This is a genomic window from Bradyrhizobium sp. B117 (genome assembly GCF_038969555.1).
Lineage (GTDB): Bacteria > Pseudomonadota > Alphaproteobacteria > Rhizobiales > Xanthobacteraceae > Bradyrhizobium.
The window spans coordinates 716815-732782 of the sequence record NZ_CP152414.1 but is presented as its reverse complement, the minus strand read 5'-3'; the positions used below and the strand labels follow the sequence as shown (position 1 = coordinate 732782).

11 protein-coding genes and 1 pseudogene are annotated in these 15968 nt (G+C 66.0%); 5 read left to right on the top strand and 7 right to left on the bottom strand.

Translation table 11 applies throughout. The features are described 5' to 3' along the window. The first annotated feature begins 1 nt into the window (after position 1). The 3 genes from AAFG16_RS03455 to AAFG16_RS03445 are packed head-to-tail and all read left to right on the top strand — an operon-like array spanning position 2 to position 3354. On the top strand, positions 2–1588 hold the full coding sequence (locus tag AAFG16_RS03455; protein WP_342737314.1) for a VWA domain-containing protein: 1587 nt from the start codon (positions 2–4) through the stop codon (positions 1586–1588). Then, positions 1589–2245, top strand: a complete 657-nt coding sequence (locus AAFG16_RS03450; protein ID WP_342737312.1) for a 5-bromo-4-chloroindolyl phosphate hydrolysis family protein — start codon at positions 1589–1591, stop codon at positions 2243–2245. Continuing rightward, positions 2245–3354 carry a hypothetical protein gene (locus AAFG16_RS03445; protein WP_342737310.1) on the top strand — a complete coding sequence of 370 codons (1110 nt, stop codon included), beginning with the start codon at positions 2245–2247 and terminating at the stop codon, positions 3352–3354. The genes AAFG16_RS03450 and AAFG16_RS03445 overlap by 1 nt, the downstream gene beginning before the upstream one ends. A gap of 9 nt (positions 3355–3363) precedes the next feature. On the opposite strand, the gene AAFG16_RS03440 is transcribed toward AAFG16_RS03445, so the two are convergent. The 4 genes and pseudogenes from AAFG16_RS03440 to AAFG16_RS03425 form a co-directional block, all read right to left on the bottom strand. Next, entirely contained in the window at positions 3364–4818 is a 1455-nt protein-coding gene (locus AAFG16_RS03440; RefSeq protein WP_342737308.1) for a GntP family permease, read from the bottom strand. A 3-nt stretch (positions 4819–4821) separates the two neighbouring features. Further along, complete coding sequence (locus AAFG16_RS03435) at positions 4822–5841, bottom strand: patatin-like phospholipase family protein (RefSeq protein ID WP_342737306.1); 1020 nt, start codon at positions 5839–5841, stop codon at positions 4822–4824. A 213-nt stretch (positions 5842–6054) separates the two neighbouring features. Then, positions 6055–7299: a phosphoglycerate dehydrogenase gene (serA, locus tag AAFG16_RS03430; protein WP_342737304.1), complete on the bottom strand. Its 1245-nt coding sequence runs from the start codon at positions 7297–7299 to the stop codon at positions 6055–6057. 301 nt (positions 7300–7600) lie between these two features. Then, a pseudogene (locus AAFG16_RS03425) lies at positions 7601–8833 on the bottom strand (rhodanese-like domain-containing protein). Positions 8834–9015: 182 nt separating this feature from the next. On the opposite strand from AAFG16_RS03425, the gene AAFG16_RS03420 reads away from it, so the two are divergent. Then, the gene (locus AAFG16_RS03420; RefSeq protein ID WP_342737302.1) at positions 9016–9684 is read left to right on the top strand and encodes a hypothetical protein; all 669 of its coding nucleotides are present in this window, start codon (positions 9016–9018) and stop codon (positions 9682–9684) included. A 57-nt stretch (positions 9685–9741) separates the two neighbouring features. Here AAFG16_RS03420 and AAFG16_RS03415 read toward each other — a convergent pair whose 3' ends face one another. The 3 genes from AAFG16_RS03415 to AAFG16_RS03405 form a co-directional block, all read right to left on the bottom strand. Beyond that, a complete protein-coding gene (locus tag AAFG16_RS03415) occupies positions 9742–10938 on the bottom strand; it encodes a PepSY-associated TM helix domain-containing protein (RefSeq protein WP_342737300.1) in 1197 nt (398 codons plus the stop codon). Between the two features lie 2 nt (positions 10939–10940). Then, complete coding sequence (locus AAFG16_RS03410) at positions 10941–13271, bottom strand: TonB-dependent siderophore receptor (protein WP_342737298.1); 2331 nt, start codon at positions 13269–13271, stop codon at positions 10941–10943. A 212-nt stretch (positions 13272–13483) separates the two neighbouring features. Then, a complete protein-coding gene (locus AAFG16_RS03405) occupies positions 13484–14368 on the bottom strand; it encodes a dihydrodipicolinate synthase family protein (protein WP_342737296.1) in 885 nt (294 codons plus the stop codon). A gap of 183 nt (positions 14369–14551) precedes the next feature. Between AAFG16_RS03405 and AAFG16_RS03400 the strand changes: the two genes are divergently transcribed. Then, positions 14552–15964, top strand: coding sequence for an FAD-binding oxidoreductase (locus AAFG16_RS03400; protein ID WP_342737294.1), 1413 nt, complete (start codon positions 14552–14554; stop codon positions 15962–15964). Positions 15965–15968 lie beyond the last annotated feature (4 nt).

The following is a 15968-nucleotide window of genomic DNA, read 5'->3' as shown; positions in this document are numbered from 1 at the left end:
CATGAGGACTTTCGGTTTCCTGCGGCGTCCGTTGGCGTTGCTCGCCGTGCCGTTGATGGCCGCACTGCTGTCGGGCTGCGGCGGCCCGGGGCCGCAATTCACCATCCTCTCGGGCTCGGAGAACGACATCCTCGAGCCGCTGGTGCAGGAGTTCTGCAAGTCGCGCAACGCGACCTGCACCATGCGCTATCAGGGATCGCTCGACATCGCGCTTGCGCTGAAGGCCGGCGATCCCGGAACTGATGCCGTGTGGCCGGCCGCCTCGATCTGGATCGACATGTTCGACACCACGCGGCGCGTGAAGATGGTCAAGTCGATCGTGCAGATGCCGGTCATCCTCGGCGTGCGTCGCTCCAAGGCGCAGGAGCTCGGCTGGATCGGCGCCAAGGTGATCGCCAAGGACATCCTCGGCGCGGTCGAGGGCGGCAAGCTGAAATTCCTGATGACGTCGGCGACGCAGTCGAATTCCGGAGCCGCCGCCTATCTCGCGATGCTCGCGGCCGGCATTGGCAAGCCCGACCTGATCGAGGCCGGCGATCTCGACAAGCCCGAGGTGCTGGCGACGGCGCGCGGCCTCCTGAAGGGCGTCGAGCGCAGTGCCGGCTCCAGCGGCTGGCTCGCCGACCTCTACCGCGACGGCGAGCGCAGCGGCGCGCATTACCAGGCGATCTGGAACTACGAGACCGTCATCAAGGAGACCAACGACAAGCTGGTCGCCGACAATCACGAGCCGCTCTATGCGATCTATCCCGCCGACGGCGTGGCGGTCGCCGATTCGCCGCTCGGCTTCGTCGACCGCGGCCGCGGCAAGGAGGTCGAGAGCTTCTTCACCGACCTCCAGGCGTTCCTGCTCAATGGCGATACGCAAGGCAAGATCGCCAAGACCGGCCGGCGCGTCGAGATCGGCCGCGCCACGCCGCTTGCAGCGGATCCGAAGACGAACCTCGATCCGTCGCGCCCCGTGACCGTGATCCGTCCGCCCGAGCCGGCCGTGATCCAGAAGGCGCTCCTGATCTACCAGGAAGCGCTGCGCCGGCCCTCGCTCACCGCGCTCTGCCTCGACGTCTCCGGCAGCATGCAGGGTCCGGGCGAGGCCCAATTGCTCGATGCCATGCGCTTCCTGCTCACGCCCGCGCGCACCCGCGAGGTGCTGGTGCAGTGGACCAAATCGGACGAGATCCTGGTGCTGCCGTTCAGCGATCACATCCTCTGGACGGCGCGGGCCACCGGCGACGAGAACGAGCAGACCGGCCTGCTCGCCCGTGCGCTCGAACTGCGCGCCGGCGGCGGCACGGACTTCTACACCTGTGCCGCGCAGGCGCTCGCCCTGATGAAGCCGCGGCTCGCCGACGGCCAGCATCTGCCGGCCATCGTCATCATGACCGACGGCAAAAGTCAGGGCTATATGTCGACCTTCGAGTCGGCCTGGCGCGCGGATGGTCATCGCGTGCCGGTGTTCGGCGTGACGTTCGGCTCCGAGGTCGACCGGGCCCAGCTCGACAATCTGGCAAAGCTGACCGGAGGCCGCGTGTTCGACGGCAGCAAGAGTCTCACCGACGCGTTCCGCGCCGTACGAGGATACAACTGAATGGCCACAATGCCGTCCGGGCTTGGCTGGATCGCGGGTGGGGTGACAGCCGCAGCGCTGTTGCCGTCGCTCGCGATCGGGCTCGGCATGCCGTTCCTGATCGCGCTCGCGATCAGCGCGGTCGCCGGCGGCGGCATCGTCGCGGCGCTGGCGCCACGAAATCGATTCGCCGCTCTGGAAGCCAGCGGGGTGGCGCGCGGCAAGATCGAGTTTGCCAACGAGCTCCTCGCCGAAGCGGAGCCGCTCGCCGAGCGGATGGAATACACCGCATCCGAAATCCGCACCCGCGCGGTCGCCGATCGCATCCGTCATCTCGTGCAGATCGCACGCGACATTTTTGCGGCGATCGAGAGCGATCCCTTGCGGCTCGACCGCGTGCGCCGGTTCCTGACCTACTATCTGCCGCGTGCCGCCGAGATCGCAGAGGCCTACCGTTCGCTGGAGAAGAGCGCGGTGCCCGACACCGCACGCCTCACCGCCACCGGCGACATGATCGAACGGCTCGACGGCGCCTTCACCCGCTATGCGGCCAATCTCAGGGACGCCGACCTCGACAAGCTTGATATCGAGCTGAAACTGCTCAAAAGCTCGCTCGACGAGGACATCGGCCCGACGCCACCGGCCGCTCCCGCCGAGACCAAGAGAGGAACGTCCTGATGGCTATCTCGCGCCGCGCCTTCGGCATCGGCCTCGTCGCTGCGAGCGCGGCGGCGACCGGCGGCTATGTCTATCTGCGCGAGCACCCTGAAATCGCCGGCCGCTTCGGCGAAGCCAAGCGGCTGTTCGGCTTTGCCGGCGGCGAGAAGGAAGGTTTTCTTGCCAATGCCCGCGTCAAGAATACGCTGGAGCGGCGCTTCGGCCTCGTCCTCGACGGCCGCCGCGCCGGCTCGGTGGAAATGGTGCGCGAGCGTGCGCTGCTCGACCAGAAGCCGCAATTTTTGTGGCCGTCGTCGTCCGTGCTGGTCGAGGTGGCGCGTTCGTCCGGCGTGAAAATCTCGCGCGATCAGGTGATCTTCAACTCGCCGATCGTGCTCTATTCCTGGGATCGCATCGCCGACGGCCTGGTGAAGGGCGGCATCGCTCAGCCCGCCGGCGGACCGCGCTACACGGTGGACTTGTCGAAGCTGCTCAAGGCCATCATCGCCGGCGAGAACTGGTCGGCGATCGGCGTCGCCGATCTGTTCGGCCGCGCCCGCGTGGTCTGCACCGATCCGAACAAGTCCAATTCCGGCTTCATGTTCGCCGGCCTTGCCGCGAGCCTGTTGTCCGGCGACGTGGTGATGCCTGAGACGCTGAGCCGGATCGACGGCGATGTCGCCACCGTGTTCCGCCGCATGGGCTTCAAGCCGCCATCATCGGGCAAATTGTTCGATGACTATGTCGCGGGCGGCGCCGGCGCGCAGCCGCTGATCGTCGGCTACGAGAACCAGCTGGTCGAATGGGTGCTCCAGGATGCGGAGCGCTGGAAGCGACTCGAGGCCAATGCACCGGCCAAGCCCGTCATCCTCTATCCGCAGCCCACCGTGTTCTCGGCCCATCCGCTGATCAGCATCGAGCGCCAGGCCGACGACCTGATCGAGGCGCTGACGAGCGAGAGCCTGCTTGAAATGGCCTGGGAGGACCACGGTTTTCGCGGTCCGCTCGGCACCATCGGCAAGGCGCGCAACGCGCTGTTGCAATCGCGCCTGCTGGAGCGGATCGACGCCGTGCTGCCGATGCCCGACGCGCCGGTCATGCTGGCCCTGCTCGACCGGCTGGCGGCGTAGGCAGTTCGTTCAGAACGATCCAGCTGCGCTGCCGAGTGCAATCACGGCCACCAGCGCCACGAGCGACGTCACGATGCCGACCATCACGATGTCGAAATAGCTGTCGCGATGCGTCAGGCCGCAGATCGCTAGCAGGCTGACCACCGCACCATTGTGCGGCAGGATATCGAGGGTACCCGAGCCGATCACGGCCACACGATGCATCAGCGCAAGGTCGATACCGCTGCGCGCGGCGAGCTCGACATAGGTCGGGCCGAGCGCGTCGAGGGCGATGGTGAGGCCGCCTGACGCCGATCCGGTCAGTGCGGCAAGGATGTTGGTCGCGACCGCAAGCGAGACCAGCGGACCACCTTCGATCGCAAGCACCCAGTCGCGCACGATGGTGAAGGCCGGCAGCGCGGCCACCACCGCGCCGAATCCAACGAGGCTGGCGACGCTGAATGCCGGCAGCACCGAGGCATTGGCCCCGGCATCCATGGTCTGCCGCAATGCCGGTAGGCGCGCCCAGTTCAGCGCGATCGTCGTGGCAATGGCCGCGGCCAGCGCGACCGCGACCGACCACACGCCCGCGACCGCGGCGAGCGACGTCGCGCCAAAGCGCTGCTCGGCGAGATAGTAGACATCGAGCCGCGGCAGCACGACGAGCGACATCACGAGATTGACTGCGACGACGACGACCAATGGCAGGATCGCGCTCATCACTGGCGACGGTCCGCTGCTGCGTTGCCCGCGCCTCAACTCTGCCGGGTCGAACTCGCGCGCCGTCGTCGCGCGCTCGCGCACGAGTTCGTCGGCGGCCGCGCGCTCGGCCGCATCATCGACATCATCGCCATAGCCCTCCCCGGCGCGCCTGGCCGCGGCCTCGGCGCGATGCAGCCACCACAATCCCGCACCTAGCATGATGAGGGACGCGATGATGCCGAGGCCCGGCGCGGCAAACGGCGTGGTGCCGAAGAACGGCATCGGAATCGCATTCTGGATCGACGGCGTGCCCGGCAGCGCCGACATGGTGAAAGTGGACGTGCCCAGCACGATGGCCGCCGGGATCAGACGGCGCGGAATCGCTGCCGCGCGAAACAGCGAACGCGCCATCGGGACGATCACGAAGAACGCGACGAACAGGCTGACGCCGCCAAAGGTCACGGCCGCGCCGGCCAGCACGACCGCGAGGATCACGCGGCGCTCGCCGAGGCGCTCGGCCATGAAGCCGGCCACCGACGTGACCGCGCCGCTGTCGTCCATCAGCTTGCCGAACACGGCGCCGAGCAGGAAGATCGGGAAGAACTGCGCCACGAAGCCGCCAGCATTCACCATGAAGACCTGGGTCAGGTTCGCAAGCAGCGGCTCGCCGCCGAATAGTGCGGCGACGAGCGCGGCGAACGGCGCGAGCAGGAGCACGCTCCAGCCGCGAAACGCAAACAGCACGAGCAGACCGAGCCCGACGAGGAGGCCGAGCAGACCCATGCCTCAGCACTCCGACAGCAGCACGTCGAGATCGGCCGTCGATTGCCGGCCGATATCCGCGCCATGCTCGCCGAGAAACGCGTCCGCGGCGAGACGCCCCTCGGCGCGCAGCATCGAGACGAACTCCCACTCCGCGTTGAGCTTGGACGACGCGCCGAACTTCGCCAGCATGTCGCTCTTGATCCGATGCGTCCGCATCATGGCCCAGCGCGCGCCCTCGCCGCTGCCGGGATCGGCGGCCTGGCGCAGCAGCGCGATCATGCGCAGCTCCTTCATCAGCGGCGAGTTGAAGGAGATCTCGTTGAGGCGGTTGAGGATCTCCGCAGCCGTCCGCGGCGCCTCCGGCCGCTCCGTCGGGTTGATCTGGACCAGGATGGTGTCGTGCGCGTCGCTCTCGCGCACCAGCGGCGTGATGGTCGGATTGCCGGCAAAGCCACCGTCCCAATAGGGCTCGCCGTCGATCTCGATGGCGCGGAACATGGTCGGCAGGCAGGCCGATGCGAGCAGGACGTCGGCCGTGATCTCCGCATTGCGGAAGATGCGCCCGCGCCCGGTGCGCACCCTCGTCGCGGTGATGAACAGCATGATCGGCGAGCGCGCCAGCCGCTCGAAATCGATGCTCTCGGCCAGCACCGCGCGCAATGGATTGTAGCCGGTCCAATTGAGATCGTAGGGCGAGAGCACGCGCGACATCAAATCGGTCAAGACGTAGAAGGGCGAGGTGTCGAGCGTCCAACGTCCCATCAACCGGTCGAGCGGCGAGCGCTGGAGCGGACTGAGGGCCGCGGCCTTCGACACGCGGCGCCAATAGTTCGCGAGCGCCTCACGCGCGCCCTCGGCGCCGCCGGCGGTCCAGCCGTCCGCCAGCACCGCCGCATTCATCGCGCCTGCCGAGGTTCCGGAGATCGCGGCAATACTGAGCCACTTCTCCTCCAGCAGGCGATCGAGCACGCCCCAGGCGAAGGCGCCGTGCGAGCCGCCGCCCTGAAGTGCGAGGTCGACGAGTACGGGATCCCGTTCCATCGCAGCACCGACGCAACTGAAGCTCAAATTCGACGCGAATTGTTCCGCGCCGACGATGACGACAGTGTATGGAGCGGAGGCCGCAAAATGCAACCAGAACGTCGTGTCCGCCTAAAGCGCGATGAGATTTGGATGAATCGTCATCGCGCTTTAGGTTGTTGTTTGCGCATGATCTTTTCCAGAAAACCGCTTCGCACTTTTCCGGGTCAGGCTTTAGTGCTCGAACACCAGCCTTGCGCCCACCGTGCCTTCGAGGCTGCGGATCTGCTGGAGCAGGGTTCCGGAATCCTGACCCGCAAGGTCGGCGTCGAGCACGACATAGCCGAGGTCGCCGGCCGTCTCGAGATATTGCGCGGCGATGTTGATGTCGCGCTGGAGGAAGACCTCGTTCAGACGCCGCAGCATGCCCGGCACGTTGCGATGGACGTGGCTGAAGCGCGCGCCGGAGGGGCGTAAGTGCAGCTGCACCTCCGGAAAATTCACCGCGCCCATGGTCGATCCCGTGATGAAATAGTCGACCAGCTTGCGCGCGACCTCGCCGCCGATGCGCTCCTGCGCCTCCTCGGTCGAGCCGCCGATATGCGGGGTGAGGATGACGTTCTCGAGGCCCTGCACCGGGCTCTTGAAGCGGTCGGCGTTCGAGGACGGCTCGACCGGAAACACGTCGATGGCCGCGCCGGCGAGATGGCCGTCGCGTAAGGAGCGCGCGAGCGCGTCGAGATCGACCACGGTGCCGCGGCTGTTGTTGATCAGGAAAGAGCCCGGTTTCATCGCGCGCAGCTCGCTCTCGCCGATCATGCCTGATGTCTCCGGCGTCTCCGGCACGTGCAGGCTGACGACGTCGCTCTGCGCCAAGAGCTCTTCGAGCTTCTCGACCGGCTCGGTGTTGCCGTGGCGGAGCTTGTCGGTGCGGTCGAAATAGATCACGCGCATGCCCATCGCTTCGGCCAGGGTCGAGAGCTGCGAGCCGATATTGCCGTAGCCGACGATGCCGAGCGTGCGGCCGCGCACCTCGCGGCTGCCGGTCGCCGACTTGTCCCAGCCGCCTTCATGCGCCGAGACCGAACGCGGGAAGATCCGCCGCAGCAGCATCACGATCTCGCCGATCACGAGCTCGGCGACGCTGCGGGTGTTGGAGAACGGCGCATTGAACACGGGAATACCGCGCTTGCGCGCCGCCAGGAGATCGACCTGGTTGGTGCCGACACTGAAGCAACCGACCGCGAGCAGCCCGTCCGTGGCCGCGAGCACCTCATCGGTGATCTGGGTGCGCGAGCGGATGCCGAGCAGCGACACGCCCTTGAGCGCTCGGCGCAGGTCCTCGCCGTCCAGCGCCTTGGTCAGCCGCTCGATATTGGTGAAGCCCGCGCTTTTGAACAGGTCGACAGCGCTGTCATTGACACCTTCGAGCAGCAGCGCCTTCGCACTCCGCTCAGGGCTTTGGCCTGGGGCTGGCATGAAATCTCCATAGGTGACGGCTTTGCCGCAGCTCTTAGACCGCGGACGACATCCAGCACAATAGGGTTTGGATACGGGGAGAAGATGGCGGGGCGAGAGGTATGCTTGGCATCCCACCAGCTCAGCTATCCCCGCACGCACAATCGCCGCCCCGTCATCCAGAGGTGCGAGTGTTGGGGCGCGTAGCGCCCCATCGGGAGCCTCGAAGGATGAACGGCCCCCGATGCAGCCGGGGCCGTCGCCCTTCGAGGGCCGCCAAGAGGCGACCACCTCAGGGGTGACGGAGCTACTCGATCGTCCGTCAAATCACGTAAAACCCGTGCGTGCCGTCAAGCCTGAGCTGCTCGACGAGACCATATTCCCAATCGAGATAGGCCTGCATCGCCTTCTCCGCGACATCAGTGCCCTCATAGGGCCGGCGGTAGCGATGCGCCGGGTCGGGCTTCGGCAGCACGCGCGGCGGGCCGATCTCGAGCGCGCCGTCATAGCCGCCTTCGCGCACATAGACCTCCCAGCCCATCTGCGCGAGCCATGACGCCGTCATGTCGGCGCGCACGCTCTTGTCGTCGGTCAGAAGAATGCGCGCGCCGCGCACTGGCGCGGCCATATCGGTTTCCTGGACGAGCTGCCCACCCGGATAGTGGCGGAAGCCGGGAAGATGTCCTGCCGCGTATTCCTCGGCGTCGCGCACGTCGAAGCGATACAGCGTGCGATCTCGGTCGGCGAGCAGCGCCGCCATCTCGCTCGCGCCGACGTGGCGGACGCCGGCGCGATAGGCGACATCGCGCGCATTGGCCGGGCCGCCTTCGAACGGTCCGATCGCACCGCGCCGGTCGGCGCCATGGTTGAGCGTATGCCGCGCCAGCGTCCAGCCGATGGTGCCGTTGCGCAGCGCGCGGACTTTGTTGGGCACGCCGGCATTGATCAGCGACTGCGTGCCGATGATCGAGCGGGTGCGGCCGGCGCAATTGACGATGATGGTGGTGTCGGGATCGGGCGCGGCCTGCCCTGCCCGCAGCACCAGCTCAGCACCGGGCACACTGACCGAGCCCGGAATGTTCATGGTCGCATATTCGTCGAAGCGGCGAACGTCGAGGATGGCGATGTTCGCCTCGTCGGCGATCAGCTTTGCCACCTCGTCGGCGCTGAGCGAGGGCGTGTGCCGGCGCGCTTCGACCAGCTCGCCGAACGCCTTGGAGTACGAGTTGACGTCCTCGAACATTTGATAGCCCGCCGCGCGCCAGGCCTTCAACCCGCCATCGAGCGCGCTGATCTTGGTTTAGCCGAGCGCGGCAAGCCGTTCGGCGCCGGTTGCCACCAGGCCTTCGCCGTCATCATAGAGCACGATTGCCACGTCCTTGCGCGGCAGCCTCAGCTCGGCCTCGATCTCGATCCGGTCCGCGGCCATGTTGGCGGCGAACAGCGGATGGCCGGTGGCAAAGCCAGCCTCGTGCCTGAGATCAAGCAGCGCGATCTCCTCCCGTAGCAGCAGCGCGCGGCGGATATCGGCGGGGGTGGCGGTGGGGAGCTTCATCGGACAGGCAGCCTTCGAAGTTTGAACAGGCCGCTTTTGACCGATTGCAGGTCGCTTGACCAGCTCAACGAAGGCATGCCCCACGGCTCTGCTGCGCGCAATCCCGCGGAGCCGCGGAAAAGAAGCATGTTGTCCGCGGGCGCGGGGCGGGTAAAGTTCCGATTCGTGCGTTGGGGGGCAGCATGCGAATCATAAAATTCCTGGTGGTGTTTCTGGTGCTTCCGGGTGCGGCCATGGCCGCCCTGACCAATGCGGAGCGCAAGTCCCAATTCGAGCGGGCGATGTCGTCGATCATAGCGGCGACGACGCCGACCGTGTTCGGCTTTGTCCGCGACACGCTGATCAAGGACTACGTCGCCTGCAAGCCCAACAAGGGGCAGGCCGTGGAGCTCATCAGCGCGAGCTATTTTCGGTCCTGTGAACACGAGGACGCGTCGGTCACCGGCGAGCGCTCACTGGAAGCGTGTCAGTTACGCTATGGCAAACCCTGCGCTCTGCTGGCGGTGAACGAAGAAATCGTCGTGGAAGGTGAGCTGACGGCGCGGGACATGCCGCGACTGCATTATGCGGGCAAGTATGACCTATCCCAGATCCCGATCATCCGGCGGGTGACAAGGCAGCGTCCCGACGTGCAGAATTACGATAAGGCCATGGAGCCCAAGGCGATGGCAATCCACCCCTGGGGAAAGCTGTTTATCTCGGCGGGCGATCCGAGCGTGGGAGATGCCCAGGCTTCAGCACTAGCAAAATGCAACAGCGATCCCGCGCGGAATGGCAGGGATGGCGGCTGCTTTGTCTACGCCGTCAACAACGACGTCGTCATTGGTGAACGGCGCATGCAACCGAAGTGACGCGTCCAGCAAATATCACGTCTCGATCCAGGCGGACCTGAACAGCGGCGGGTCGGCTCACTCGCCCGGAGCAAGCCGCCCGAGCGGCGGCTGCGCCGGGCGCCGCAGCTTGCGGCGCGACAGATAAAGCAGAACGCCGGTGACCGAGAACAGCGGCATCAGGGCCGCGGCGATCATGAAGGCGAGCTTGCCCGGCCACCCCAGGATCGCGCCGCGATGAATGTCGTAGATGGCCGCGATGATCTTCTCGCCGAACGTCTTGTCGGCATAACGCTCCGCGGAGACCACCTGACCGGTGACCGCATCGACGCGGAATTCGTCGCGCGTGGTCTCGAGCGTCGAGTCCTTCGGCCACGACCGGATCCGGATCACTGTCCCGGGGCCGGCGGGCAGCGTCAGCAGAGCCCTGGAAAAGCGGTCGCCCTGCTCACGGCGGAGCGTGGTCCATGCCTGATCGAATCCGACCGCTTGAGCCGGTTCGGTCCGGACCGACGCGCGCGGCGTCTTTGCAGCCATCTTGGGCTGCATCTTCGCAGCGGTGACCTCCGGGCGCGCCAGCAGCCAGACGACGCCGTCTTTGTACCAGTCGAACGAGTACCAGAGGCCGGTCAGCGTCATCACCACATAAATCGGCAGGACCCAGGTGCCGATCACGGCGTGCAACGATCGATGCAGGCCGCGGCCGCTGAGCGCCAGATTCGGTTTCAGCCACAGCTTTGCACTCGTGGCGCGACGCGGCCAGCGCAGTACCAGCCCCGAAACCAACATGACGATGAGGCCGAGCGCGGCAACGCCGGTGATCTGGCGGCCCCAACCCTTGGCGTCGCCGGGGATCAGCAGCCAGCGATGCAGCCTGCGGACGGTCGCGAAAAATTCCTCGCCGCGCGGCGAGCCCAGTGCGTGAGCGTCATAGGGATCGACATAGAGCGATGTCGGCCGGCCGCCCTGCTCGTCGCGGGCGAAGCGGACACGCACCGCGGCAGTCGGATCACTCGACAGCATGACAGCGGAGACTTGCCCGACGTCTTGCCCCGCCTTCAGCCGCGCGACCAATTCATCTGGGGTAAGCGCCGGCCTCTCGCGCGGCACGACATGCATGATGCCGGCGTTGAGATGCTCGACGACCTCGTCCTCAAAGCTCATGATCGCGCCGGTCAGCGCGATCAGGGCAAGCAGCAGCGCGAGCACGAGGCCCGCAATGGAATGGATCTGGAGCAGAACCGCCTTGATGCTGTGCCCGAGCCGCGCTGCCATCGCTAGAACTTCACCGTCGCCGACAGCGAGAAGCGCCGCGCATCACCGAGTGCGACGTTCAGAGCGCTTCCGGTGGTGGACGCATAGTAGACCTTGTCGAACAGGTTCTTGACGTTGAACTGATAGGTCACCGGCAGATTGTCGATCCTGGTGTCATAGGTCGCAAAGACATCCGCGACGGTATAGGCCGGCATGAAGAAGGTGTTCGCGGAGTCGCCGGGCCGGTCGCCGACATAATGCGCGCCGCCGCCGAGCCGCAGACGGCCGGGCAACCTGTCGCCGAAATCGTAGACGAGATAGAGCGAGGCCGTGTTCATCGCGGCGTTGAACAGCTTGGCGTTGCCGACATCGGGATCGTTGATCAAGCGCGCATCGGTATAGCCGTAACTTCCGATCATGCTCCAATCGTCAGTCAGCTTGCCGGTCACGTCCAACTCGACTCCGCGCGACCGGGCTGCGCCGGACGTTCGCGCCGAAACCGTGCCGTTGCCGAGATCGTCCCGAACCAGCACGTTCTTCTTCTGGATGTCGTAGAACGCCAGGGTACCCGACAGCCGCTTGTTGACGTCAAATTTAAAGCCGGTTTCCCACTGTGTGCCTTCCTCGGGCGGGAGATTTCCGGTGACCACGAAGCCTATGGTGGTGCCCGCGAACTGCGCAATGGTCGAGGTCGGCTTCAGCGATTGCGTGTAGCTCACGTAATACGAGAGCTGGTCGTTCAGCTTGAAGATGACGCCGCCGAGCGGCAGCACCTTGTTTCCCGCGAGATCAGTGTTGGTGATGAATTTGGGCCGGCCTTTTCCGGCAAGCTGCTCGTATTCCATCCAGCGCACGCCGCCGACCACGGACAGCCAGTTGGTCACATGGAACGTGTCCTGGGCGAAGAAGCCGCGGGTGCCGAGCTTGTCGGTCTGCTCGCTATCGGTTGCCGAAACGGTCGTGCCCGGCACGACCAATCCGTAGACCGGATTGTAGAAATTGAAGCTCGGCGTCGCCTGGCGAATCAAATCGTGGCGATCGATCGTGCGATAGAGTGCCTCGCCACCGAACAGGATCTCGTTGCGGAAGCCACCCACCCAGACATCGCCCTGCAGATAGGAGGTGCCGTAACTGGCGTTGCTCAGCGAATTCTGCGTGCCGTCATTGCTCCGCGTCTCGACGCCGGTCTTGGCGTTGACGCCGGTGATGCGCAGCTGATTGGCGCTGTAGGTCTCGGTGTTGTAGCTGTAGGCCGCCGTGACCTTCCAATTGTCGTCCAGCTTCTGCTCGACGGAGGCCTGCACCAGGTCGGAGGTGCCCCACATGTTGTTGAAGGGCTCGTCGAGCCGGCGCGTTTTCGGGATCGCCAGTGGCGCGCCGTTCACGAAGGCGATACCGCGGTCGAACGGAGTGATGAACTCGCGATGCTCGTAGGTGAGCTGAACCGTCGTGGTCTCGCCGTACCAGGCCAGCGATGGGTTCACCAGCATCTCGCGGTGACGGCCGAAATTGCGCCAATAGTCCTCACTGACGCCGTAGCCGATGAAGCGATAGGCGAGACCGCCGTCGCCGATCGGGCCGGTGATGTCGAGCGTGCCGTCGGCGCCGCTACGGTTGTTCGCGTAGGTCGAGCCGAGCAACGTCACCGAGCCGTGCTGGTAGAGCTCCGGACGCTTGCTGATGGTGTTGACGATGCCGCCGGGATCCATGATGCCGTAGAGCAGCGAGGCCGGCCCTTTCAGCACTTCGACACTCTCGACTGCGGCGTTCAGGCTGCGGCCCTGCACCAGCGGCATGCCGTTGCGCATGATCGAGCCGTCGCGGTTGTCGCCGAAACCGCGGCGGATGACGGCGTCCTGGGTGCCCGCGAGCGTGTTGGTCTGGGTGATGCCGGAGATGTTGACGAGCGCGTCGTCGATGTTGCGCGGGAGCTGGTCCTTCAGCACCTGCGCCGGGACGACGTTGACGGACTGCGACGTATCGAGCGGCGAAGCGCCGCTGCGCAGCGTGGTTGAGCTCGGCATCGCTCGGTAGCCGAGCTTGGCAGCCTGTTGCGCGGCCGCTTCGGCTGCCGCGCGTTCCGACAATGTTGGCGCTGCGGGTGCGGAACTGCGATCGGGTTGACGGCGCGCAACGGCTTGCGCACGCCGCGGAGATTGGTCCGATGCACGCGCCGGCTTCGGCCGCTGCACCGGGGCTTCCACCGTCACCGGCGGCAGTGTCGATTGCGCCTGCGCGCTCGCGTTGGAGGGGCATTCGGCGAGCAGAACGGCTGCACCGATGAGAAGACCTGCACGGCGCTTGCCGGCGCCGGTTCGATGGCCGCTTTCGCGGCCATCCAGATGAGCACGCACGTTCGATTCACTTCCAAGTCAGACACAGCATTGAAGCTGGCGCGTCTAACAGCCGCCGGACGTGAAGAGAACCGTAGGCGGGATTGAATCGCTCTAGTGTTGAATCATTCTAAGAGCAGATCGCGGCGTCACGGCAATCACCAATTGCCATCGCACCAATCACGACACGTTGCGCGAGAACTCGCGGCAGCATGTCGCGGCGTTGCGCGATCTCACGCGATGGCAGGAGCGATCAGCTCGTCGAGCTTCCGCTTGAATGCGGTGCCATCGGACAGCGCGCGAAGCGGCGGACGCACGCGCAGCCAGGCTGCGTCACCCGTCTGCGTCGCCAGGATCGCCTTCAGCGTCGGGAGGAACGACGGCGTCTTCGCGACGACGTCGACTGCGGCCTGCATGCGCGCCTCGACATCCCGCCCGTCGATCATGCCCTTGACCAGATCGGGCACGACATTGGCCATGCCGCAGATGGTGCCGGCGCCGCCGGCGGCGATCGCGCGGGCGATGTCGACTTCATTGCCGACGGTGATGGCGAGCTCAGGGGCCGCTGCACGGAACGCCTGGAATTGCTTGAAATCGCCGCTGGAGTCCTTCAGGCCAGCGACCACCTTGCCGTAGCGCTTGCGCAGGTTCGCAGCGACGCTGGTCGGGATCGCAACGCCCGAGACCTGCGGGATGTGATAGAGGTAGGCGCGCAGCCGATCGTCGGCGACGCCGTCGATGATCGCGGCAAACGCATCCTCGATGCCCTCGGGCGTGACGCTGCGATCGAAATAGGGCGGCAGCAACAGGACGTGACGCAGGCCGAGGCCGAGCACGGCGCGCGTCAGCGCGATGCTGTCGCTGATGGCGGGAAAGCCGCCGCCGATGCCGATACGTTCCGCCGCAACGCCGGCCTTGAGCATGGCCTCGATGGTCGCGACGCGCTCAATGACGTTGAACGAGGTGCCCTCGCCGGTGGTGCCGAACAGCACGACGCCGTCGACGCCCTTGCTGAAGAGCTGCTTGGCATGGGCCGCGAGCTTGGCGCAGTCCACGCTCCCGTCAGCCGCCAGCGGCGTCGCCGATGCCACCCAGAACCCGCGAATTGCCTCTGCCATCTCACAACCCTTCATATTGTTCGATCCCGGACCAAGCCCCTGATCTCCAACGACCTGAGGAGGCTTTCCCAAGCCTTGTTTTTACTTTACTTTCCGTCTTGTACCTTACATACAAGGCAGACGCAAACCCTTTCCACCGTCACGGCGCGCATGAGGCGCAGCTGAATTTAGAGGAGGTCTCGCATGAACATGGTGACCCCCATCGAGCATCCCGACCGATTGCTCGGCGCCTTGCGCGACAAGCTCGGCGCGGCGGCGGTGCTGACCGGCGCGGACGTGCCCACGCGCAATTGCAACGACTGGAGCGCGAGCCTGCCGCAGACGCCGCTGGCGGTGATCCGTCCGCTCGACGCGCAGGGCGTTGCGGACGCGATCCTGACCTGCCGGAAGGCGCGGCTGCCATTCGTGCCGCAGGGCGGATTGACCGGGCTGTGCCGCGGCGCCTCGCCTGAAGCGGGCTGGGTCGCGATCTCTCTGGAGCGCATGACCGGCATCGAGGAGATCGACCCTGCCTCGATGACGATGACGGTCAAGGCAGGCACCCCGCTGGAGACGATCCAGAAGGCCGCGGATGAGGCCGGCTTCTTCTTTCCGCTCGACCTCGGCTCGCGCGGCTCCTGCGCCATCGGCGGCAATCTCTCCACCAATGCCGGCGGCAACCGCGTGATCCGCTACGGCATGACGCGCGAGCTGGTGCTTGGCCTCGAGGCGGTGCTACCCGACGGCACCATCATCACGGGCCTCAACAAGCTGATGAAGAACAATGCCGGCTATGACCTGAAGCATCTCTTCATCGGCTCCGAGGGCACGCTCGGCATCATCACCCGCGTGGTGCTCAAACTGTTCCCGAAGCCGCGCTCGACCATGGCGGCGCTCTGCGCGCTGAAGGACTATGCCGCGGTGATCGACCTGCTCGGCGCCGCGCGCAGCGGGCTCGGCCCGCTGCTGTCGGCGTTCGAGGTGATGTGGCCGGACTATTGGGACGTCATCACGAATCGCGCCGGCGTGAAGCCGCCAGTCGCGGCAGGCCACGGCCTCTACGTGCTGGTGGAAGCGCAAGGCACCGACGAGAGCATCGACGCGCCGCGCTTCCAGAATTGGCTCGAAGAGCTGATGGAGCGCGGGCTGCTGGCCGATGCGGCCGTGGCGCAATCGCTGGCGCAGACGCAGAGCTTCTGGCGCGTGCGCGACATCTGCGCCGAGTTCGGCCAGGTGCTGGGGCCCCACATCTCCTACGACATCGGCCTTGCGGCGGCGCGCATGGACGAGTTCGCCACGCGCTGCAAGGCGGCGCTGGCTTCCGGCATCAAGGGCTGCGAGAGCGTCTATTACGGCCATATCGGCGACGGCAACCTGCATCTCGTCTCCTGGGTCGCGGGCCTGCCCGTCGAGCAGCAGCCGAAGGAGGAGATGGACGCGATCATCTATGGTCTCGTGCGCGAGCTGGGCGGCAGCGTCTCCGCCGAGCACGGCATCGGCACGCTGAAGAAGAGATGGCTGGGCCATGCCAGGAGCGAGGCCGAGATCGCGCTGATGCGGACGCTGAAGGCCGCGCTCGATCCCGATCATCTGCTCAATCCCGGCAAGGTGATCTGAGCGG